Origin of the sequence: Cedecea davisae, from assembly GCF_044095835.1 — a bacterium.
Classification (GTDB): Bacteria; Pseudomonadota; Gammaproteobacteria; order Enterobacterales; family Enterobacteriaceae; genus Cedecea; species Cedecea davisae.
In genome coordinates this window covers 783,522-804,265 of the sequence record NZ_CP172054.1, presented here as the reverse complement: position 1 = coordinate 804,265, position 20,744 = coordinate 783,522, and the positions used below count along the sequence as shown (strand labels likewise).

Sequence of the window (20,744 nt, the reverse complement as noted above, 5' to 3'; positions counted from 1 at the left end):
CTTGTTACCGAATCAGGCTCAGGAATTCTTCCTGCTGTGCAAAAAATTCATCCATCGCATCCGCAAGCCCTTTGCTGCTTTCCAGATAATCAGGATGAACCAGGCCACGCAGTTCGATGTAACCTTCGTTAACCTGCATTTGCAGCTGCCCCGTCATACAAAACAGGCAGCCGCTCATCATTTTTTCCAGCAGCACCGAGGCTTTATGCTGCAAAACGGCGTCATTTGCTTCACACAGCTTTGACCAGATCCAGACATTGTCATCGGTAATACTGATCAACATGCTCGGATAATTATCAAAATCCAGAGATATCGTTGAATGAGCGTCAAAATCTCCTAAAAGAGACTCATCACAGCCACTTTCCAGAAGTGCATTACGAACCAAAGAAACAATATCGATATACATTATTATGATGTCCCCTATCAGATTGTTTTAATCACGTTAATAGAAACGCTGTCTGTTATCTCACCAAACGACATAACTTCGAGGTCTTTAAACCTTGTTTCGATAAATCGTTTTAAGAACCTTCGAATATCAACAGAAGTCAGCACCACCAAATCACGACATGATATGGTGACGCCGTCCATTGCCAATACAAACCGGTCCATTAGCTCATCGGCAATAGCAGGATCAAGATTCAGGAATGTACCTGAGGAAGTGCTTCTTATGCCCTGCCTGATTTTTTCCTCAAATTCGCCAGACAGCATAATGACCCGTAATGAATTAGCCGTTGAAAACTTATGGCAAATATATCTCGCCATAGCGCCACGAATATGTTCAACCAAAGTAATGACATCCTTTTCGCGTGGTGCCCAGAGCGCTATGGCTTCCATAATCATTTTCATATTACGCACAGAGATACGTTCGCTTAAAAGACGCTGTAATACTTCTGAAATTCGCTGAACCGTAGCATGGCGCATCACCTCCTTCATTAAGTCAGGATATTTCGCCTCCAGCTTGTCCAGCATATTTTTGGTTTCCTGAACGCCGAAGTATTCATTAATATGGCGAATCATAATTGCGGCAAAGGTGTGATAAACCTCATCAATACTGTTTCTCAGCTGGTAGCCTAAACCGGTTAGTGCTTTACGCTGGCTATCATCGACCCAAACCATGTCATCTACATAGGTGCAGGGGATCCCCATCTGCTCCAGCTCCGGCGAGCTATTTATCACGCGGAAAAAGTTGAACTTAGTGCGGAACTGCTCGGCTTTGATCTCATTGATTAAAATGGTGACGGTGTCGGATTCCAGGTTAGCCGAAGGCTTTAGCGTGATGTCCGGCAGGCTAATACCATAATCAACAAAGAACTGACTGCGGTAGCGCTGGGCCAGCTTCTCTTTCTCGAATAATTTGGCATCTTCGTCGCTGACCAAAATGATCAGCGGCACCGTCTCCGACGTTACGCCATCAATATTCGTTAGCAGGCCAAGCTTGCTTTCCGTTTCATCGCTCGAACTGTCAGGGTCAAAACTGCTGGCGGGTTCAGCATCTGCGGCTGTTGCAGATTTTCTTAACTTGCGATGCTGGTAGTAAAACAGGCCACCCAGCGCTAACGCGAGTATGACAAACACGGCCAAAGGAAAACCCGGAAGGCTGCCGATACCCAGCGCAATAATGGCGCCAATCACCAGCACCATCGGGTTATCAAACAGCTGGCCGACAATGGTTTTCCCCATATTATCGCCGTCGCCGTTAACACGAGTGACGATAAAACCAGCACCTATCGCAATCAATAGCGCCGGGATCTGTGCAACCAGGCCATCGCCAATGGTCAGCAGCGTGTAGATTGACAGCGCGGAAGACATATCCATTCCGTGCTGTGCCACACCAACGCTGATGCCGCCAATAAAGTTAATAAAAATCACGATAATGCCGGCAATCGCATCACCCTTGATGAACTTCATTGCCCCATCAAAAGAGCCATAAAGCTGGCTTTCACGCTCCACTATGCTGCGACGTTCTCTGGCTCCGTCGGCATCAATCGACCCCGCACGCAGGTCGGCATCGATACTCATCTGCTTGCCCGGCATCCCATCAAGCGAGAATCGTGCGGCAACTTCGGCCACGCGCTCCGCCCCTTTGGTGATAACCATAAACTGCACAATAGTCACGATGGCAAAGATAACGAAGCCCACGACGAGGTTATCGCCGATAACAAACTCTCCAAAGGTGGCAATAATTTCGCCGGCATCAGCATCGTTCAGAATCAAACGGCTGGTACTTACCGACAGTGCTAAACGAAACAGAGTCGTTATCAACAGCACCGACGGAAATGTAGAAAAGTTTAAAATTCTGTCAATATAGAACGACGACAGAAAGACCAGAATAGATAAAACCATATTCAGGCCAATTAAAAAATCGACCAGATAGGTTGGCAGCGGAATCACCAACATCGAAATGATGACAACAATCAATATCAGGATAAATAATTCCGGATGGTTTCTTATCCTGTTTAAAAAATCGTTCATATTCTCAAATATCCATATGCGATTTGTTAACCGCCTTCCTGACGACGTTCTCTATTTTCATTAAGCAGAGCTTTATCCGCTAGCGATTCAAACTGAGCTAACAGGGCTTCGCGCTCATCAAGCGAGGTAAATGCTTCGTGGGGCATTTTTTTACAGTTAAAATAGATTATTTGTAACAGCTTCGCGCGTTCGGTCTGTTTAACGAAACGCAAATAATCTCCCACCACCTGAGTCAAGTGATCGCTCAACGCATAAGGACTTTGCAAAGCGCTAAACATAAATAATAGCCATGCACCTTCATCGTGATTTATTTCACGAACAAAATTATCGTTAAGTATCCCCTGCATAAATAAAATGTCGCAGGAGCGAATAAGCTTAATTTGACCAATCCGCCCCAATAAATACCCAAATTCAACGTGGCTGCAGCTGGGGTCGGCAGAGTCGATATCGGCGAGCACCGCATCTTCCATAAAGTTAATAACAATGCCGCGCTTCTCAACCCCGTATGTGGATATCCAATCCTGATACAGCTCAATCTCATGCTCGTCGCTTGCCAGAAATCCCCGGTAACTTTCACGCATCAGCGCCGGGCTCATCATTAACGTCTTCCCGAACAAACGCGCTTTTAGCGCAACGTTAATACCGGCTTTTAGCCGCTTAGGATCGGCTTCTTTTTCAACCTGTGAAAGTAGCTTTTTGAGGCGCTTGCGAACGACCTCATCAAGATCTCGCTGACGCAGAGTCTCGCGCAGAACCAGAACCAGGTCGCTTTCATCCGGAAAAAGAGAGCGTGCATGACGCAGCAGATTCTCAATATTTGAACCCTCGCTCCCCTTCAATATTTTGACCAGCTTGTCGAACTTAGGCTGAACCTCCTCATCTAACACCTGGTCAAAACTGGTTTCACCGGCGACTCCACTCTTTTTTTCATAGTCTCTGCGGCTACGAAACTGCGCCATCGCGGCAGACATCTCATCCGTTGCGTCCGAGAACCGCTGAAGTAACGCGGCAGGTGATTCATCCTCCACCACCTGAGCCTCACCCTCGGCGAGCACATCCTGGCGATCCGTCTGGCTGGCACTCAATTCTTTATTGTTAGACAGGGCTTCCCGCCGCTGCATATAGAGATGCATGCTGGCATCGCCGTTGCCAATGCCTAGCGCCATTTTTGGCTATCCAGATAGTTAACCATCCAGTTCTGCAAGCGATTGCTGGAAAAGTCATCTTTCATTTCGCCAATCAGCGTATGTGCATCCGGGCTTAACGGCGCTTCAATCTCACGCGGCTGGATCAGGAATACTCGCACCATGTTTGAGGTTCTGTCTCGCTTATAGCGAAACAGGCTGCCAACCCACGGCAGGTCGCCAAGAAAGGGAATTTTCCCCTCAACTTTTGTTTCCTCATCTCGGGTATAACCGCCGATCAGCAGGCTTTTCCCTCGCGGAACGCGGGCAACGGTACTGATATTTGTTCTGCCGACTTCCGGGAGATCATCTGCCGTCATTCGGGTGTCATCATATTGATTGCCGTCTTCAACATTCAGCATCATTTCAATCTCGCCGCTTTCTGTAAAACGCGGAAGAACGCTAACCAGGGTGCCGTAAGTAACGCTTTCAAGCTGCGCGGTCCTTTCGCCCACCAGCTTGGAATAAAAAGTGCGGCTATTGTCGAAAATGGCCGGGATATTTTCCTGAGTCAGCAGCATAGGGCGCGAAACAATATTGGCTTTTTTCTTCTCGCTCAGCGCCAGAGCAGTGACCATAAAGCTGGCACCATCGATGGTGCTGGTTCCGCCATTTAGCGAAATCCCCAGGTTAGAACCGACGTTCAGATTGCCGGTCCACTGGACGCCTAAGTTTTCAAAGGCGTCTTTTTGCAAATCGACGATCCAGACGGAAAGCTCAATATGGCGCTTGGCAATGTCCAGGGAGTGGACCAAATTACGAATATAGGCAACCTGCTCGGCGCTGCCCCTGACCAACAAGCTATTTGAGCCGGGGTCGGAGATAATGCTCATGCCGTTCCCGGTTGGCGGCGTCCTGACCTGACTATCGAGCTGCTGAATGGCCTGCTCATTTGCTCCCCCTTCAGGAAAAGACCCCAGCAGCATTTCGTCTTCTGCGCTCGCTGTCGGAACCACCTTCCTCGGCGTAACCTGAACGCTACCGCCAGGGCTCGCGCCGTTAGACATGATCCGATTCACCACGCTGGAGATACCTGGAATAATGATTTTCTGGTCACGATAGCGATATTCCCGGTCTTCAACGAAGGTGTTAAAGAGCGGGATAACGGCCAGGTTTTCACGCCCGTCATAACCGTCACTTTTTTGGTCGAGAAATTTTGCCGCATTTGAAATAAGGTCGATATAAATCGGAGGCCCTGAGACATAGAACGTTGAGTTTCTATTATCTGAGCGCAGCGGATAACGCTCGTCATAGAGGCCTGAATCTTTCAAAAAACTTTTAATAACATTAAACGACGTATTACGCAGAACGATAACCGTGTTACGAATTTCCGATGCGTCGTAAATGTAAATGGCCTGCCCGTCGTCATACCAGATCAGACTTAATTGTTCAGCAACCGCACCCAAAACTTTCGGTGGGCGGGAGAGATCGAACTCTCCGCTAATTTTTTTCCGGGCTGCAATTTTGCTGATCACAACAGGTTTTTTCATTACCGATGAAATAGCATCGAAAAAACCTTTCACACCTTCGTCTCGGGCAATATAACCCTGATCGTTTTGCTGGTCGGCCAGTGCAACCTGCGGCGAAGAAAAAACGAGTAAGGCAGCAAGTAAAACCCCAACCTTGTTGTGCCATTGAACTGTCATTATTAATCAACTCACGTGTAATATTTTTTTCAAATTTCGAGGCGAAACGCCAAATGCATCTTTCACTTCATTAGAAAAATGCGATAACGAGGCATAACCATGGTTCATCGCAATAGTTGTCAGATTATTATCACCGTCAATTAACTCAAATAATGCCCGGACCAGGCGCCAGTCTCTGAGCTCTACTTTGGCCGTTTTGCCCAGCGCATAGCGAGTTAGCCGCCTGAAGTGCGAAACGGATAGGCCATAGCGCGAGCAAAGCACCTGCAGACGCTGGTTTGAATTGTCGCAGGACTCATCCAGTAGAAAATCAACAAGGTCATACCATTCGTTATTTTTCAGAACGTCTGAGAAAGCGGCAATATCATCGGCATGCAATAAAGTCTGATTTAAAAACCAATATTCAATACTTCGCGTCGAAGCTTCAGGACCTAAGGCCGCCGGCAGGTATCCCCAAAATCGCTCGGGGTTAAAATTTTTTTTCTTATGCTGTGATTTATCGACAAAAACCTGCAATTTGACTAAAAATGGAAAATCAATATCGCAATAATGGAATGAGCCGGACTCAACCGTTAATGTGCAGGGAGACAATACCAACATGCCACGTTCATTCGCATTAACTGATGTGGATTCCACCCGATCTTTCATCGCCATGGCAATGCGGCAAGGCTCCTGCTCTGTTGCGGTATAAAATAATGAATGCCGTGGGATCTCGAGCACACCTCCGGCAGCTAAATAGTCATTTTGGGCTGTAGTGTTCATCATCGACGCTTCATAGAGAATATTAGGTTGACGAGTTTAACGTGCAGAAACTGAACAAACATGACGGGATAACAATGACGGCTAACGCCTCAGGGAAGATTTTCATCAGATTCTTCGGCAGCGGGCAGCACTAGCGCAGCAAAGCAATATTACGGTGTGAATCCTTAAGCGGAATCAGGATATTTTCCCTGGAAGATTGACGGTAAATCCCCCAGACTTTTCGGGCATATTTCATCCTTAAGCGGTGTTTATTCTTTCCTGCCCCCGCGTTGTAAGCGCCTACCGCCTCCCAACCATAGCCGTAAATATTGACCATATTTTTCAGGATTGCCGCGCCAACTAATACTGAAACACAGGGGTCTTTGACCAGCATGGACTCGTTAATTCCATGCTTACCAAGCCAGCCCAAATGAGTGCTATTAATCTGCATCAGGCCAAAGTCACGAGAGCCGTTGTTGTTTTTACCCACTACAGAAGGATCCATGCCGGATTCAACCTGAGCAATAGATTTTAACAGCCTGACTTCCACACCCGATTTTTGAGCTGCAAACTTCCAGCAATCAGCGTTAGCTATACTTGTTGTGAGAAATAATAACACTAAAAAAACAATACATTTCATAATACACGGAGCCATATAGCGACAGCTTATTAACGCATTCAGTTACTTAATAAATTAATAGTGATGGAGTATTTAAAAGAATTATTTTCTTTTTATTAATAGTGGGGCGCATACTAATTGCCCCCCTCAGGCATAACTACCAGATTACGCTCATAGGCTAATATTCGTCATGCCTATACCGCCGGCTGCATTGATATAATCGACCTTGTTGATGGATTAAATTTCCCACGAACGCCTTCAACACTCCTATACTTACCGACGACACATTTCCGCACGTTCTGTTCTGCATGCACTGATTTATGCGAGATAACGATATGGAATTAAAGGATTATTACGCCATCATGGGCGTCAAACCGACGGATGAACTGAAGACTATCAAAACAGCCTACCGCCGACTGGCCCGCAAATATCACCCTGATGTCAGCAAAGAGCCGGACGCCGAAGCGCGTTTTAAAGAGGTCGCGGAGGCATGGGAGGTGTTAAGCGACGAGCAGCGCCGTGCTGAGTACGACCAGATGTGGCAGCACCGGAACGATCCGCAATTCAACCAACAGTCCCACCAGGCCGACGGCCAGAGCTATAACGCTCACGACTTCGATGACATCTTCTCCTCGATATTTGGCCAACAGTCCAGGCAATCGCGCCAGCCCAATGCAGCACGCGGCCACGATATAGAAATCGAAGTCGCCGTTTTCCTCGAAGAAACCCTGGCCGAACACAGCCGCACCATCAGCTACAAACTCCCGATTTATAACGTTTTTGGCATCGTCGAGCAGGAAATCCCCAAAACCCTGAATGTAAAAATTCCGGCAGGCGTTGGTGACGGGCAACGCATCCGCCTGAAAGGCCAGGGTACACCGGGGGAAAACGGCGGACCAAACGGCGACCTGTGGCTGGTGATTCACATTGCGCCCCACCCGCTATTCGACATCGTTGGTCACAATCTGGAAGTCGTGGTGCCACTCTCACCGTGGGAAGCCGCACTGGGAGCAAAAGTCGAGGTACCAACGCTCAAAGACAGCATTTTGATGACCATTCCGCCGGGCAGTCAGGCCGGGCAGAAGCTACGCATCAAGGGTAAAGGCCTGGTCAGCAAACAGCATACGGGCGACCTGTTCGCGGTAATAAAAATCGTCATGCCGCCTAAGCCAGATGAAACAACCGCCGCGCTATGGCAGCAGCTGGCAGACGCCCAGTCGTCGTTCAATCCGCGTAAAGATTGGGGGAAAAAATAATGTCTACCGTCACCGTCACTTTTACCGTCACCGAGTTCTGCCTGCATACCGGCATTGGGGAAGACGAGATCAACGAAATAGTCGGCCTGGGCGTAATCGAACCCTATGATTTTGAAGCCAGGCCCTGGCAGTTCGATGACCACGCGCTAAACGTGGCACAGCGTGCTTTACGGCTAAGGCGCGAGCTGGAGCTGGACTGGCCGGGCATTGCCGTAGCGCTGAGCCTGCTGGAGGAGAACGAACGGCTACGCCAGGAGAATCGCCTGCTGAAACAGCGAATTGGGCGTTTTATTCGCCACCCTTAGGCTCATAAAGTGGCGAAAAATCCAGCATGATATATCCATGCGCCGTGAACGCTCTGATTCATTTAGGATTATTACCTAAGGCAACTTCCGCTTCGCTGTGCCAGGCTAATCTACGGTCATAAGGACTGATAACGTTTGTAGAGGATATTATGAAAAAAACGATCATCGCTTTATCTGCAATTCTGCTGGCTGCTCCTGTTTTTGCCGCGACCACCACACACGCAACCGACGAAACCGTCGCAGCCGCGCATGAAGGCGCGAACACAGCGAAAGAAAAACTGCACGAGGCGCAGAACAAAGGCGAAGAGCTGAAGCTCAAGTCTAAACACGCCGCTGAAGGCAAAACCGATAGCACGGGCAGCAAGGTGAGCGAAGGTTCCCAGAAGGCCTGGCATAAAACCAAAGAAGGCACCGAGAAAGGTTGGAACGCAACCAAAGAAGGGGCTGAAAAAGGCTGGAACAAGACCAAAGAAGGCGCTTCCGACCTGAAGAAAAAAGTCAGCGAGTAATACTCTTGCTGCCAGCAAAAAGCCGCATTAGCGGCTTTTTTCATACCCATAATATATAGCCAGGGCAGCTAGTTGTGCAGGGTCACGCTCTCATCAACGCTCTGGCGCCACATGCGCACCTTTCCCGAAGGTGCATCAGGGTCAGCGTAGCCAAACGAGATACCAAACAGCAGTCGATAATCGTCTGACACCCCAAGTAGCCTGCGCGTCTCGTCGGCATGGAAACCAAGAAGCGTTTGTGGAATACCGGCAAAACCACGGGCAGCCAGGGATAACAAGAAGCTTTGGCCGTACATGCCGATATCAGAAGCGACTCGAACGTTGTCACCAAATGAAGGCATAAACAGGAAGGCAACGTGCGGCGCGCCGAAGAATTTGTAATTACGCAGGAAGGCCTCCCGGCGCTTCTCTTTATCCTCGCGAGCAATGCCCAGCGCGTCATAATAAATCTTTGCCTGCCGCTGGCTACGCTCATAATAGTCGCCGTGAAAATCATCGTAGCTGAATGAAAAGTCCGGTGTCGCTTTACCCGCGCTATCGTTCTCTATCATCATTTTTTGCAACGCATCTTTAGTCTCGCCGGAGGCAATGTGAACATGCCATGGCTGTGTGTTGCAGTTAGAGGGCGAATATTGCGCATCCTGCAAAACGGCGCGAATTTGCTCATCGGTCAGCGGCGTCGGCAGAAACGAACGCGATGAAAAACGCTGGCGAACCGCCTCATCAAAAGCCAGAACCTTATTGCTCATACCATCCTCTCTGTTTATTGCCCGCCAGAATGCGGGAAAAATTTACTGAGCCGGATGTTAGCGCTGCCTGTCATACCGAAAAACCGTATAATCTGGCAAAGACCTTTGCGGATATCGCACAAATGAAAGATCTGAGCCAAATAAACGCCCGCTCGATGCGAATCTTCCTCGCCGTAATCGGTGAAGGCAGCTTTTCGGAAGTTGCCCGCCAGGAGAACATCGCCCCGTCTTCAGTTTCGCGGACTGTTTTCCAGCTAGAACAGTCACTCGAAACCCAGTTGCTTTACCGCAATACCCGCGCCGTAGTCGCAACGGATGCCGGGAATATTTACGCCGAAGCTTTCAGAGGAATGTTGAACCAGCTGGATAATGCGCTGAACCTGATTAGCGAGCGCCGTCAGGAGCCGGGCGGGCTGCTGCGCTTTAATGCTCCGGTATCATTTGGCCTGCGACACATCGCCCCGTGGGTTGCCGAGCTAAGTGAACGCTACCCGGCGCTCAAGCTGGAGCTCAATCTTACCGACAACTATATTGAACCGCTGGCGGACGGTACGGATCTGCTGCTGCGCATTTCGCCGATGCAGGACAGCTCGCTGCATGGCCGCTTTATTACCCGCCAAAGCTCTTATCTGGTTGCCAGCCCGACCTATATTGAACGCCACGGTCACCCGCAAACCCCGGATGATTTACATAATCACCGGCTTCTTGCCTATCGAGGGTTAATGGGCCTTCAGCGCTGGTACTTTACGAAAGGAGAAGAAAAGCTCCAGTTGATGCCGGAGCCGAGAATTGTCTCCGACAATGCAGAGATGTTGGTTAAAGCGGCGCAGGACGGGGCAGGTATCGTGCTCTTTCCCGACTGGCAGATAAGCGACTCGCTGAAGGCAAAGCGCCTGATTCCGCTGATGACCGACTACACTGCTTCTTACAGCGTGACCGCCCATTCAATCTACATGCTTTACCCCGGCGGCCACTTTCCGTCGCTTAATACCCGCAGCGTGATTGATTTCTTTATGGAAAAGTTCGGCACGCCGCCTTACTGGCAGGATATCTAGTCTCCCGGTGAAATAAAGCGGCCGCCGGTACAGCGGCCGCACGGTTTAGAGGCTAAAACCCGTATTTCACGCCAATCATTGCGGACGTGTCACGGTAGCCTTTGTCACCTATCTGCTGAGCAACGCCGCCCCACATATTCAGGCTCGGCGAAATCTGCCCCTGAACGCCCAGTTTCAGTTGCCCAATGTTACGCGCCCCCTCTTCGTTCAGCAGCTTATTCCCCATTCTGACGCCGAAGTTTTTGGTGTTATGCAGCCAGTTCATTTCGACGTAAGGCTTGAATTCACGACCTTTACCGTCGTCTTCCGTGCGATGCCCTCGCAGGTAGAGGCGCATGCCGAGGCGGGATTGCAGATTGCCCTGCCCGCTGTCCTGAATACGAGTGCCGTTGGCTTCCGAATGCTCAGAACTGTGAACGCCCATCCAGGTTAACTGAGCCTGAGGCTCAAGATAAACAGCCCGGCGCTCGCTTTCGCTAAGCAGCATGTTGTAGCCACTTTCCAGCGAGGCAGTAAAACCGCGGCTTTTATAATGCTCGTCCGCCAGATCTTCGCCGCTGACGCGGTTGTTGAACCAGTTGTACATCACCCAGCTATCAACATACATTCCCTCGCGGGAGACGGCATTCTGATACCAGGTGCCGTAAGCCCCCACGCTGTAACCATCCATATCGGAGTCAGAACGGTAGCCGGTCAGGCTTGAGCTTGAATGACCAGAAACGTTGCCGTAACCCGCCATCAGGCCTGCGCCCCAGCGGCCATTCTCGTTGGTTGAGCCGTGTAAAAACTCATTCCCCATCTGAGCGACATAGCGGTTGGCGCTGGATTTAATCTGGCCTTCACCGGTTTTGAAACGGTTTTGGCCGCCTTCCTGGCGAAGCCAGAAAGTGCCCCTGGTCATGCCGCGTCCATCTATCGGAGCACGATATTCGCTAGCCCCTTCGCGATCGTCGAGCGTCAGGTTGAATAACGTATTTGCCGCCGTCAGGTTAACCAGATAGCTGCCGACCTCCGGGCGATAAACAGGAACCGGCACTGGAGAAGGCCTGTTGATTGTTGTCGGAGGAATGATCGGCCCCACAGGCGGATCAACAGGATCCACCGGCGGAACGATCGGGTCTACCGGATCTACCGGCGGAATAACCGGTTCAACAGGGTCAACCGGTGGCTCCGGTGGAAGATTACTCATCGAGGTCAGATACCAGTTCTGCCCCTTCTGCACCAGGCTGTAGTCCCACGCCCCGGCAACAATACGCCCGGCCTGGGTGAAGGAACTCGCGGCTGAATTACCGCCAACGTTTACCACTTCAATACCCTGGCTGGTCTCATCCCCCTGACCGCCAACATTATTTACCGCCAACACGGTTGAGCCAGAAGTACTGCCTTGCACCACCAGTTTGTCGGTCAACGAGTTGTCATCGCCCAGTACAGTATTTACATTCAGAGCGCTGTTTGCCCCGCCTATATAATCTCCGCTGACGTTCAGGCGGTTGCCGCTGATAGTTGGGCTGCGGGAAAGATTTACCGTACCGTCGTTATTAAGTTCGCCGTTTACGCTAAAGCTGGCCGCACTATCGTCGCTCTGCAACGGACTGCCCACGGTTAACGTGCTGCCTGTTTCCAGCGTAGCCGCGCCAATACTGCCCGTGCCTGAGAGCTGAGTCATGCTCTTCGCCGTCACATCGCTTACCAGAGAGCCGGTGACATCCAGGCTGCCCTCGGCAAGCGTAGTTGTTCCGGTATAGGTGCTGTCCCCGGTCATTGTCAGCGCGCCGCTGCCGAGCTTGGTCAGGCCACCGCTGCCGGTTACGCTCTGGCTAATTGTGGTGTTGTGCTGCTGGGTATCCAGCGTACCGCCTGCGCTTTCCAGCACCACAGCCCGTTCCAGATCAAAGCTATTGCTAAGCTGCAGCGTACCACCATCAAAGGTCAACGCGCTGGAATCAGACCCTAACGCGCCGTCCTGAGCGATTTGCAGAACGCCGTCATACAGCGTCCATGGCGTATCGGCATCCGTCACATTGTTCAGCACCCAAATGCTGGCTCCCGTTTTATGGAAGTGTTCAAAACCCTGGTACTGAGCACTGTCGCCTATAGCTGTAGCATCAAACTGGCTGTCTGCGTTGCCTCCGAGGATCAGCGTGTCATCCCCAGGACCGGCCTGCACATTCCCCTGAACGTTATAGCCATCGCGCAGCTCCAGCGAGTTTGTTCCCCCGGTAAACAGCACTGCCTGAGAGCGGTTTTGACCATTAAAGTCCATGCCCCCCGTCAGCGTGCCGCTGTTGACGATAGTCATGTCGCTCCCGGAAATGCCAATACCGCCGACGCCGACGTTACCCACGCCGTTATTAGCGCCTGCTGTACCCGGCTCGCCGCCGTTGCCGCCGGAAATAGTTCCGGAGTTAAACACGCTGCCGCCGCCCGCAGAAATACGCACGCCAGAACCACCGGCACCGCCTGCATCTCCGCCACCGCCGCCGCCGCGGTTACCGTTACCGCCCTGAATACTTCCGTTATTCACGACCTGGCCGCCGGAACCAATTAATACTCCGCTGCCGCCCTCACCGCCGCTGCCGCCGATACTGGCATCGCCGCCGCTGCCGCCGCCCGTTCCGCCGAGGCCGCCGGTTATCGTCGCTCCAACATCGTTGGTAACTTTACCTTTGCCCTCAATCGACAGGCCGTTACCGCCCTGTGCGCCGGTCCCCCCGTTAGTTGTGCTGCTGTTGCCGTTAGCGCCAGCGCCGCCGTTACCGCCGAGGAAAGAGCCGTGATTGGTGACATTACCGGCTCCAATAATAGCAATAGCATCACCGCCTGAGCCGCCAACGCCGCCGCCGCCCGCAGAGTCATCTCCACCTTTACCGCCGGTCACCATTCCGCTGGCTTCGTTTGTTACATCTCCGCCGCCGTTGATTTCAATCCCGGTACCGCCTGCGCCAGAGTCTCCGCCAAGTGAAGAACTAAGATTGCCGCTGCCGCCGCCGCGATTACCAAGACCGCCGGTGACTTCGCCGAAGTTGCTGACGCTGCCGCCGCCGTCCAGAGCGATCCCGCTGCCGCCTTTACCTCCGTCCCCGCCATCGCCGCCGCTAAGATTATCGCCGGTGCTGTTTGAATTACCGCCGCCGCCGGTTCCGGCGTTACCGCCGATGATATGCCCGCCGCTGTTATTGATAACTTTGCCGCTGCCCATCACGGTTATACCGCTGCCGCCGTGGCCGCCCGCGGATCCATAGCCGACAACGCCAGAGCCTTTGCCGGACTCCACCGCGCCGCCGTTACCGCCGTCTCCGCCGTTGCCGCCAAGAATGTTGCCGCTGTTGGTAACGGTGCTGGTCCCGCTGAGCCAGACCCCGCTGCCGCCGCTTGCGGCCTCACCGCCGGTTCCGCCGATGCCGGTAACGTCGTCGTTATTTTTAGTGTCCGCGTTGGCAGCGAGGCCGCCGGTAGCGCCGCGACCACCTGTAATGGTGCCGGTGTTAGTAATATTTCCCCCCTGGGTAGACATTACGCCATTGCCACCTGCGCCACCCGCGCCTCCGCTCCCGCCGTGCAGAACTTCACCTGCCGTCGTTTGGCTGTTTGCCGTTGCACTCCCGGTATTGCCGCCTGTGCCACCGTCACCGCCGGTGACAGAGCCGTCGTTGGTGTAATTGCCCGCCCCTGTTATCAGGACGCCTGCGCCGCCGTCACCACCATTGCCGCCATTACCGCCGTTACCAGAGTCTGCTACGTCGGTGGTATTACTCCCGCCGTTGCCACCGCGGCCACCGTTACCGCCAACAATACTGCCTGCGTTGTTATGCTGGATATCGTCAGCCAATACCAGCCCGGCGGAACCACCGCCGCCGCCGCCGCCTGCAGAGCCGCTGCCGTTGGTCGCATTGCCATCAGGCTGTTGGCCGACTCCCCCGGTCGCCGTCCCCGCGGGAAGCGAATTCATTACGCCATCAACACTTCCTGCGCCGCCATTTTCCCCCTGGCTGCTGCCCTGGCCTCGTTCTCCTGAGCCGCCCTCTCCACCATTACCACCGATGCCGGTGGTGGTATCCATCGTGCCGCCGCCGCCGCCCTGGGCGCTGTCGGAAACGGAAGATGGCGCGCCGTTCTGGCCATCAGCAGCCATTGCGTGCTGAGGTACAGCGCTTAAAAGTGCAGCACTGATTGCGGTGGCAATCAGATGTCGTTTACCAGGGGTATGTAATAAATAAGGCATATCCATCCTCTTTAACTCAGCGGAGTCATATAGATGTGAAATATCAGAAACGGGCGAACAGCAATTTATTTAAAATTGCACCAGGGTCTTAAAGGCAAAATGAAAATCAATTTCAAATGAGAGAAGTAATCATTAAAAACAATCAATAGTGTTAAAATAATGTATCGATTGAGATCTAATAACGGATCAAAATTAATTCGATACCGCCGCGCCCTCTCAAAAAGAATTTATTTCGGTTTATAATTTTAACACCATGGAAATAGTTATGAACAAAAGTAAATTGTATTACAATTTGATTTGACTCATGGAATGAATAACAAGTCTGATTTTTCGATAGAATTGAAATGGCTAAAAAACACCATAAAACCAATTTAACCCATTGTTTTAAAATGATTAAAAAACAAATAAAATCAATGTATGCGAGAGATTAAATACAGATTATTCCTAATGAAAAAATAACATAAATTCATTTTAGAAAGTAAAGAATGCGTTTCGTCATCAAAGAAAATACCAATAAAAGCCCTACAAAACGCATAACAATTAGCCATAAGGTCAGGATGTTTTGCATTCCAGTATTAGTCTGTATTTTTTAAATGCGTCGCCCTTCCCCAACTCGTTAATTCAATAGCTTCGCCCCCAACATTCAACACACTATAAGCGGCATTTTGGTGTCCATATCTTCTTAAATCATCATTAATAGCTCCGCCTTTTAATTGCCAAATTAATATCTCCAGCGCATGACCATGACTAACAATAATGACTGTTTTATCTTCATGCTTCCCGGACAACTCTTTCAGAAAGGATAAAAGGCGGTTGCTGACATCAAAAACCGTTTCACCACCCGGTATTGCCGTCTGCGGACTCCCGGAAAGAAGGCGCTCAGCCATCCCAGGATACTCTCTTAGCGTCTGTGCAAATTGCATTCCCTGAAGCACGCCAAAGTGGCGCTCATGCAACCGTTCATCGCAGGTCAGCAGGCAGCTAAACTGGTTAGCCAGCACCCGTGCCGTGCTTTTAGCGCGCGAAGCCGGGGACGTATAAATATGCGAAACTGAGTAATCTGCCAGAGCAGCCCCCAGGGCAATAACTTGTCTATGCCCGCGATCCGTTATCCGACTGTCTAACCGCCCCTGAATAACCCCCTGCCGGTTCGCTTCACTTTCCCCATGTCTAACCACAATAACCTGCATTCTCTTCCCTTATGCTGACGTTTGATTTAGCATTATCTTAATTTAGAACCATCTAAAGTAATGATTTATGAAATCTGAGCTCATACAACTTCAATCAAGCGCTGAAAGCGCAGCGAAGCTGCTCAAAGCGATGAGCAATCCCAGGCGATTACTGATCCTTTGCCTGCTACTCGACTCACCGGGCACCGGCGCGGGCGAGCTGGCCTCTGCCACGGGTTTAAGCCCGTCGGCCACCTCCCAACATCTGGCGCGTATGAAAGATGAGGGGCTTATTGAGAGCCAGCGTAGCGCCCAGCGAGTTCTCTATTTCATTAAAGATAGCGCGGTACGCGAAGTCATAGCGGCGCTGAAATCCATTTATTGTCCTTAAGGAGCATGATGAACGTTTCTGCCATCTCGCCGGAAGAAGCTAAAAAGCTGATTACCAAAGGCGCCGCGCTGATAGACATCCGTGAACCGGATGAATATGCGCGAGAAAATATCCCTGAGGCCCATTTACTGCCACTTTCAGCCATTAAAAACGGTGCACGGCTGGGGCCGCTAGATCCTCATGATGTCGTGATTTTTCACTGCCAGTCGGGTATGCGTTCAACCCAGAATGCACAAAAGCTGGCGGAAATAGCCGAGCCAGCCCGCGTATTGCTGCTGGCAGGCGGGCTGGATAGCTGGAAAAAATTAGGCCAGGAAGTGCAAGAAGACAAGAGCCAGCCCATGCCGATGATGCGGCAGGTGCAAATTGTGGCTGGTGCGCTGATCCTGCTTGGCGTCTTGCTGGGTTACGGCGTCAATCAGGGGTTCTTCCTGCTTTCCGGTTTTGTTGGCGCGGGCCTGGTGTTTGCCGGAGTTACCGGGTTTTGCGGCATGGCTCGCCTGCTGGCCCATATGCCCTGGAACCGACGCTAGCCGCGATGTTGCTTTATCCGCTCCGGTTTCTGATCTATGGTTATCAACGCGGCGCTGCTGCATTAAATTCCCTTAGCATTCAGAGGTTTTTTATGTTTAAACCAGGTGATGTTGTTCAGCCCAATCAGGGTGGTCCTAAGCTGCAGGTGGTTGAGGTTCAGGGAGAAGAGATAATTTGTGTTCCCGCCTCGGCGCCGGGCGCGGAAAAGCTAACGCTGAAAGCGGACTCCGTATCGCTGTACACAGAAGAAGGTGATTTCGGCGTTTGCTAAGCCATAAAATTTCGGCGTGAATCGCTTCACGCCGAAATTATCAATAAAAGTGCCCCTATCCTTGTCATCGCCATTCATAAACAACCGGGCACGGCGGAAATCCAGGTCAGCAATCAATAACCCTTCTCATACCCCGCAAAAAAACATCGAACCGCTACGTCGGCGTTAACCTCTTTGAGAAAATCAACTACCGACTCTTTATCCAGGTGATAACGGCGAGTCAGCACGCCCGCTTCCCAGGCCGCCCGCTGGCGATCGCCTGTCTGCTCGGCCATTCGATGGGTAAAGCCCAGCACAAAGCCGCGTTTATAATCAGAACAGAAGCGCTCAACGTTCACCGCACTGTCGGCCTGCCTGGCCTTCAGCCCGGCCATCAAGCCTTTACCAAAATGATTATCCATCAGTGACTCCTCATCACTCGCTATATACAAAATTATATAACGATTTCTCCGGCAATGGGTATCCCTAAAACCCATGCTTTTGCGTGGATTTCATCGGTTGTGAAACGAGAAAGTCATCTCATTGATATTCCATAGAAAGATAAAACAAGAACCACAAAATCAGGAAATGCCAGCACGGAACTGTGTTTCATCGCACTTTATCGACAAAATTTCGATAAATAAAAATTTTGAGCTAATTGATAGATTCAATGTAGAGATATAATCTACTCACCATAAATTAGTTACTCCATAACACCATACTTATGCATAAAAAGTAGTGTATATGGCTACTTTTAACCCGGAGTCAACATTATGTTTTCCCCTGAGTCACGCTTACGCCATGCGGCAGCAGATATTTTTGCAATGGTAGTGTATTGCTCGGTAGTGAATATGATGATTGAGATCTTTCTCTCCGGAATGAGCTTCGAGCAGTCGCTCTCTTCTCGCCTCGTGGCGGTGCCGGTCAATATTCTTATCGCCTGGCCCTACGGTTTCTACCGTGACGCCTTTATGCGCACCGCGCGCCGCGTTTCTCCGGCAAGCTGGGCTAAAAATCTCGCTGACGTACTGGCCTACGTGACTTTCCAGTCACCTATTTACGTTGCGATTCTTTGGAGTGTGGGTGCGGACTGGCATCAGATTGTGGCGGCTGTGACTTCCAACCTTCTGATCTCAATGATAATGGGTGCCGCTTACGGCTACTTCCTGGATTTCTGCCGCCGCCTGTTTCGCGTCAGCGGCGCTATCGGAATGAAAGCGGGAGCCTGAGCCCCGTTGTTAGAATAACGACTGGCGCAACTGCCAGTCGTTGACTCAATCAGTCTCGCCAAATAATCCTGCCAGATACCTTTCCAGCGCAATACGAGAACTAAACCCGTGCGGTATACCATAATGCTCGTGCGTGTCACCGGCCAGGTAGAGCGGGAACTGCTGATAGTGATCGCAGGTTTTCATCTCAGAAGCCGGGTCTGCCAGCATCTGGCTGCGCTCTCTGAGGGTTGGGTGAATAATCAGCGCGGTGCGCCCCATGCGCGCTTCGCGATTAACATAGACGTAATTCTCGCCACGGCGATAACCGTAAGTTTTTGCTGTTACCACATCCATGGTAAAACCCGATCTCTCCAGAACTCGGGCCACCTCATCCGGTCGTAAATACATAGATTTTCCTCGTCATCATTTACTGCCAGGCAACGATACAATAAGCAGCATCGGCAACGCTTTCGGAATTGTCCAGAAAGCCCGTCAATAGCCATGGCTCGCCACATAACCAAAATTCATGGTCTACACTTAGCTCTACATCTTGAAAAGGGAGAGATACATGGCTAGTCGAGCAAACAAAAATGACGTTGATGTTCAGGTAGACGAGATTAATAACGATGTCACCCAGCTTGCGGATACGCTGGAAGATGTACTCAAGTCCTTCGGCAGCGACGCAAAAGATGAAGTTGATGCGGCGCGTAAAAAAGCCGAAGCGCTGCTAAAAGAGACGCGTGCACGCCTTAACGGCAGCCAGGGGCGTGTCACTCAGGCGGCACGAGACGCTGCCGGTTGCGCGGATTCATACGTTCGCGACAAACCGTGGCAAAGCGTGGGTATTGGTGCCGCTGTGGGGATTGTCATTGGCGCACTGCTGGTTTCCCGCCGCTAACACCCTGCTATTGCAGTAGATAAATGATACTAAATGCGCGTTCAGCCCCGGAGCCTTTGCTTCGGGGTTTTTATTTTAGCGCCAACCTCAGCTGAAGCGCGTAACGCTGCGCCATTTCATAAGAGTTGATATTGGTAAAGCTCATCAGCAGTCCCCCCTGCGTTGACGGCTTAATGCGCCAGTGGCTTAAGGCCTGCACCGCCAGTCCCGCAGCTCTTGCCCGGTCTGCCAATACTTTGTCATCCCCTGCGACCTCCATCACCATTTGGATCCCTCCTTCCTGCGGAACAACCGAAAAGCCCTGCTCACGCAGCGCGTTTTCCAGCCACAGCCGCCGCTCGGCGTAGCAGTGTCGCATCTTTTTAAGGTGCCGCCAGAAGTGCCCTTCACGGAGAAAGTCGGCAATTGTCTGCTGGATTAACACCGGCGCGGTACAGGGCTGCCTGCGCGCCCGGGCCTGAAAATCATCGACCGCATGGCGCGGAACCACCAGCCACGCCACGCGCAGTGCCGGAAACATAGACTTGCTGAACGTTCCGGCGTAAATCACTCGCTGCGGGCTATCCAGGCTTTTCAGCGGCGGCAGCGGCTTACCGTGATAGCGAAATTCGCTGTCGTAGTCGTCTTCGATTATCCAGCTTTGCTGGCGGCTGGCCCAGTCCAGCAAGGCGTGCCGGCGGGGCAGAGAAAGCGCCATACCCAGCGGACTTTGGTGCGCCGGAGTCAATAAGGCAAAGCGGGCATCAGGATAATGGGTAATGCCAAAATCAATCTGCATACCCTCGTCATCAACCGGCACGGCCTGGAGCTGCATACCGGCACGCGCAAAGTCCGGGCGCACAAAACGATAGCCAGGATCTTCCAGCCAGATACCGTCGCCCGGGCGGGCCAGGGTGGAGAGCACCAGCGCAATTGCCGCCTGAAAACCTGAAGTGATAAAAATCTGCTCGGGCTGGCAATCGATGCTGCGGGAAAAGCGCAGGTAATCGGCTATGGCCTGCTTAAGACCGGCCTCGCCGCCCGGCTCCGGCAGCATCAGATCGAAGCGCGTTTGCTGGCGCAGACGCCGCCCCATAAGCCTTGCCCAAATTGCGCGCGGAAAAGCGTCCAGCGCCGGAAGCCCCATCTGAAATGGAAGCGGAGCGCCCTGCGGCCTTGGGGCGGAGAAACTGTCGCTCCCTGAGCCGCTTTTCACCGAGGGGCTGACGAAGGTTCCCGCCTGCCCTCGTCGTTCCAGCCAGCCCTGGGCCACCAGTTCGCCATAGGCGCTTTCAACCGTGGCTCTCGCCACGCCGAGCTCCAGCGCCATGGTGCGGCTGGAAGGAAGCCGGCTGCCCGCCGTTAACTCACCGCTGTTTATCGCCCGCTTTAACTGACGGGCAATTTGCTGGTAACGAGGCTGTGTGTGGTGAGGAGAAACGGTAAACGGCGTGGGCTTTGCTTTCATGGTCTGGTTTTTAAGTTAATTTTTGGCTCTCTTTAATAGTCCATCATAGTGCTAAATTTCCCTCACACCAACATGAGGAAAAAAAC

General features: G+C 51.7%; 21 protein-coding genes. 9 read left to right on the top strand and 12 right to left on the bottom strand.

The window, feature by feature from the left end; translation table 11 throughout:
• Window positions 1-4: 4 nt before the first annotated feature.
• From spaK to ACG1VR_RS04295, 6 genes are all read right to left on the bottom strand, one after another.
• Window positions 5-406 (bottom strand): putative type III secretion chaperone InvB, encoded by a 402-nt coding sequence (spaK, locus tag ACG1VR_RS04320; RefSeq protein WP_016537928.1) that lies wholly within the window; start codon window positions 404-406, stop codon window positions 5-7.
• 17 nt (window positions 407-423) lie between these two features.
• Window positions 424-2,472, bottom strand: coding sequence for an EscV/YscV/HrcV family type III secretion system export apparatus protein (locus ACG1VR_RS04315; protein WP_395490284.1), 2,049 nt, complete (start codon window positions 2,470-2,472; stop codon window positions 424-426).
• Window positions 2,473-2,498: 26 nt separating this feature from the next.
• Window positions 2,499-3,638: a type III secretion system gatekeeper subunit SctW gene (sctW, locus tag ACG1VR_RS04310; RefSeq protein WP_395490283.1), complete on the bottom strand. Its 1,140-nt coding sequence runs from the start codon at window positions 3,636-3,638 to the stop codon at window positions 2,499-2,501.
• Window positions 3,629-5,302 (bottom strand): type III secretion system outer membrane ring subunit SctC, encoded by a 1,674-nt coding sequence (gene sctC / locus ACG1VR_RS04305; protein WP_395490282.1) that lies wholly within the window; start codon window positions 5,300-5,302, stop codon window positions 3,629-3,631. Before sctC ends, sctW begins: the two co-directional genes overlap by 10 nt.
• A 6-nt stretch (window positions 5,303-5,308) precedes the next feature.
• Window positions 5,309-6,067, bottom strand: coding sequence for a helix-turn-helix domain-containing protein (locus ACG1VR_RS04300; protein WP_395490281.1), 759 nt, complete (start codon window positions 6,065-6,067; stop codon window positions 5,309-5,311).
• A 127-nt stretch (window positions 6,068-6,194) separates the two neighbouring features.
• The gene (locus ACG1VR_RS04295; RefSeq protein ID WP_395490280.1) at window positions 6,195-6,683 is read right to left on the bottom strand and encodes a transglycosylase SLT domain-containing protein; all 489 of its coding nucleotides are present in this window, start codon (window positions 6,681-6,683) and stop codon (window positions 6,195-6,197) included.
• A gap of 314 nt (window positions 6,684-6,997) precedes the next feature.
• Between ACG1VR_RS04295 and cbpA the strand changes: the two genes are divergently transcribed.
• The 3 genes from cbpA (at window position 6,998) to ACG1VR_RS04280 (ending at window position 8,732) form a co-directional block, all read left to right on the top strand.
• The gene (cbpA, locus tag ACG1VR_RS04290) at window positions 6,998-7,918 is read left to right on the top strand and encodes a curved DNA-binding protein (RefSeq protein WP_172569124.1); all 921 of its coding nucleotides are present in this window, start codon (window positions 6,998-7,000) and stop codon (window positions 7,916-7,918) included.
• Entirely contained in the window at window positions 7,918-8,223 is a 306-nt protein-coding gene (gene cbpM / locus ACG1VR_RS04285) for a chaperone modulator CbpM (RefSeq protein WP_016537935.1), read from the top strand. Before cbpA ends, cbpM begins: the two co-directional genes overlap by 1 nt.
• Before the next feature lie 149 nt (window positions 8,224-8,372).
• Window positions 8,373-8,732, top strand: a complete 360-nt coding sequence (locus tag ACG1VR_RS04280; RefSeq protein WP_016537936.1) for a hypothetical protein — start codon at window positions 8,373-8,375, stop codon at window positions 8,730-8,732.
• Window positions 8,733-8,800: 68 nt separating this feature from the next.
• On the opposite strand, the gene ACG1VR_RS04275 is transcribed toward ACG1VR_RS04280, so the two are convergent.
• Window positions 8,801-9,481, bottom strand: a complete 681-nt coding sequence (locus ACG1VR_RS04275) for a nitroreductase (RefSeq protein ID WP_395490279.1) — start codon at window positions 9,479-9,481, stop codon at window positions 8,801-8,803.
• A 122-nt stretch (window positions 9,482-9,603) separates the two neighbouring features.
• On the opposite strand from ACG1VR_RS04275, the gene ACG1VR_RS04270 reads away from it, so the two are divergent.
• The gene (locus ACG1VR_RS04270) at window positions 9,604-10,536 is read left to right on the top strand and encodes a LysR substrate-binding domain-containing protein (protein ID WP_395490278.1); all 933 of its coding nucleotides are present in this window, start codon (window positions 9,604-9,606) and stop codon (window positions 10,534-10,536) included.
• A 52-nt stretch (window positions 10,537-10,588) separates the two neighbouring features.
• Here ACG1VR_RS04270 and ACG1VR_RS04265 read toward each other — a convergent pair whose 3' ends face one another.
• Both ACG1VR_RS04265 and ACG1VR_RS04260 read right to left on the bottom strand, forming a co-directional pair.
• A complete protein-coding gene (locus ACG1VR_RS04265) occupies window positions 10,589-14,758 on the bottom strand; it encodes an autotransporter outer membrane beta-barrel domain-containing protein (RefSeq protein WP_395490277.1) in 4,170 nt (1,389 codons plus the stop codon).
• A gap of 575 nt (window positions 14,759-15,333) precedes the next feature.
• Entirely contained in the window at window positions 15,334-15,948 is a 615-nt protein-coding gene (locus ACG1VR_RS04260; protein ID WP_395490276.1) for a histidine phosphatase family protein, read from the bottom strand.
• Window positions 15,949-16,015: 67 nt separating this feature from the next.
• Between ACG1VR_RS04260 and ACG1VR_RS04255 the strand changes: the two genes are divergently transcribed.
• The 3 genes from ACG1VR_RS04255 (at window position 16,016) to ACG1VR_RS04245 (ending at window position 17,123) form a co-directional block, all read left to right on the top strand.
• A complete protein-coding gene (locus tag ACG1VR_RS04255) occupies window positions 16,016-16,318 on the top strand; it encodes a helix-turn-helix transcriptional regulator (RefSeq protein ID WP_016537941.1) in 303 nt (100 codons plus the stop codon).
• Between the two features lie 8 nt (window positions 16,319-16,326).
• The gene (locus ACG1VR_RS04250) at window positions 16,327-16,851 is read left to right on the top strand and encodes a rhodanese family protein (protein ID WP_395491058.1); all 525 of its coding nucleotides are present in this window, start codon (window positions 16,327-16,329) and stop codon (window positions 16,849-16,851) included.
• Between the two features lie 92 nt (window positions 16,852-16,943).
• Entirely contained in the window at window positions 16,944-17,123 is a 180-nt protein-coding gene (locus ACG1VR_RS04245; RefSeq protein ID WP_395490275.1) for a hypothetical protein, read from the top strand.
• A 113-nt stretch (window positions 17,124-17,236) separates the two neighbouring features.
• Here ACG1VR_RS04245 and ACG1VR_RS04240 read toward each other — a convergent pair whose 3' ends face one another.
• Window positions 17,237-17,524 carry a DUF2623 family protein gene (locus tag ACG1VR_RS04240; protein WP_039898714.1) on the bottom strand — a complete coding sequence of 96 codons (288 nt, stop codon included), beginning with the start codon at window positions 17,522-17,524 and terminating at the stop codon, window positions 17,237-17,239.
• 351 nt (window positions 17,525-17,875) lie between these two features.
• Here ACG1VR_RS04240 and ACG1VR_RS04235 point away from each other — a divergent pair, with 351 nt between their 5' ends.
• Complete coding sequence (locus tag ACG1VR_RS04235; protein ID WP_039898715.1) at window positions 17,876-18,331, top strand: L-alanine exporter AlaE; 456 nt, start codon at window positions 17,876-17,878, stop codon at window positions 18,329-18,331.
• Window positions 18,332-18,376: 45 nt separating this feature from the next.
• Here ACG1VR_RS04235 and ACG1VR_RS04230 read toward each other — a convergent pair whose 3' ends face one another.
• Complete coding sequence (locus ACG1VR_RS04230; RefSeq protein ID WP_172569115.1) at window positions 18,377-18,721, bottom strand: DUF2002 family protein; 345 nt, start codon at window positions 18,719-18,721, stop codon at window positions 18,377-18,379.
• A 160-nt stretch (window positions 18,722-18,881) separates the two neighbouring features.
• Here ACG1VR_RS04230 and ACG1VR_RS04225 point away from each other — a divergent pair, with 160 nt between their 5' ends.
• A complete protein-coding gene (locus ACG1VR_RS04225) occupies window positions 18,882-19,211 on the top strand; it encodes a DUF883 family protein (RefSeq protein WP_016537948.1) in 330 nt (109 codons plus the stop codon).
• A 70-nt stretch (window positions 19,212-19,281) separates the two neighbouring features.
• On the opposite strand, the gene ACG1VR_RS04220 is transcribed toward ACG1VR_RS04225, so the two are convergent.
• The gene (locus tag ACG1VR_RS04220; RefSeq protein ID WP_016537949.1) at window positions 19,282-20,658 is read right to left on the bottom strand and encodes a PLP-dependent aminotransferase family protein; all 1,377 of its coding nucleotides are present in this window, start codon (window positions 20,656-20,658) and stop codon (window positions 19,282-19,284) included.
• Between the last annotated feature and the right edge of the window lie 86 nt (window positions 20,659-20,744).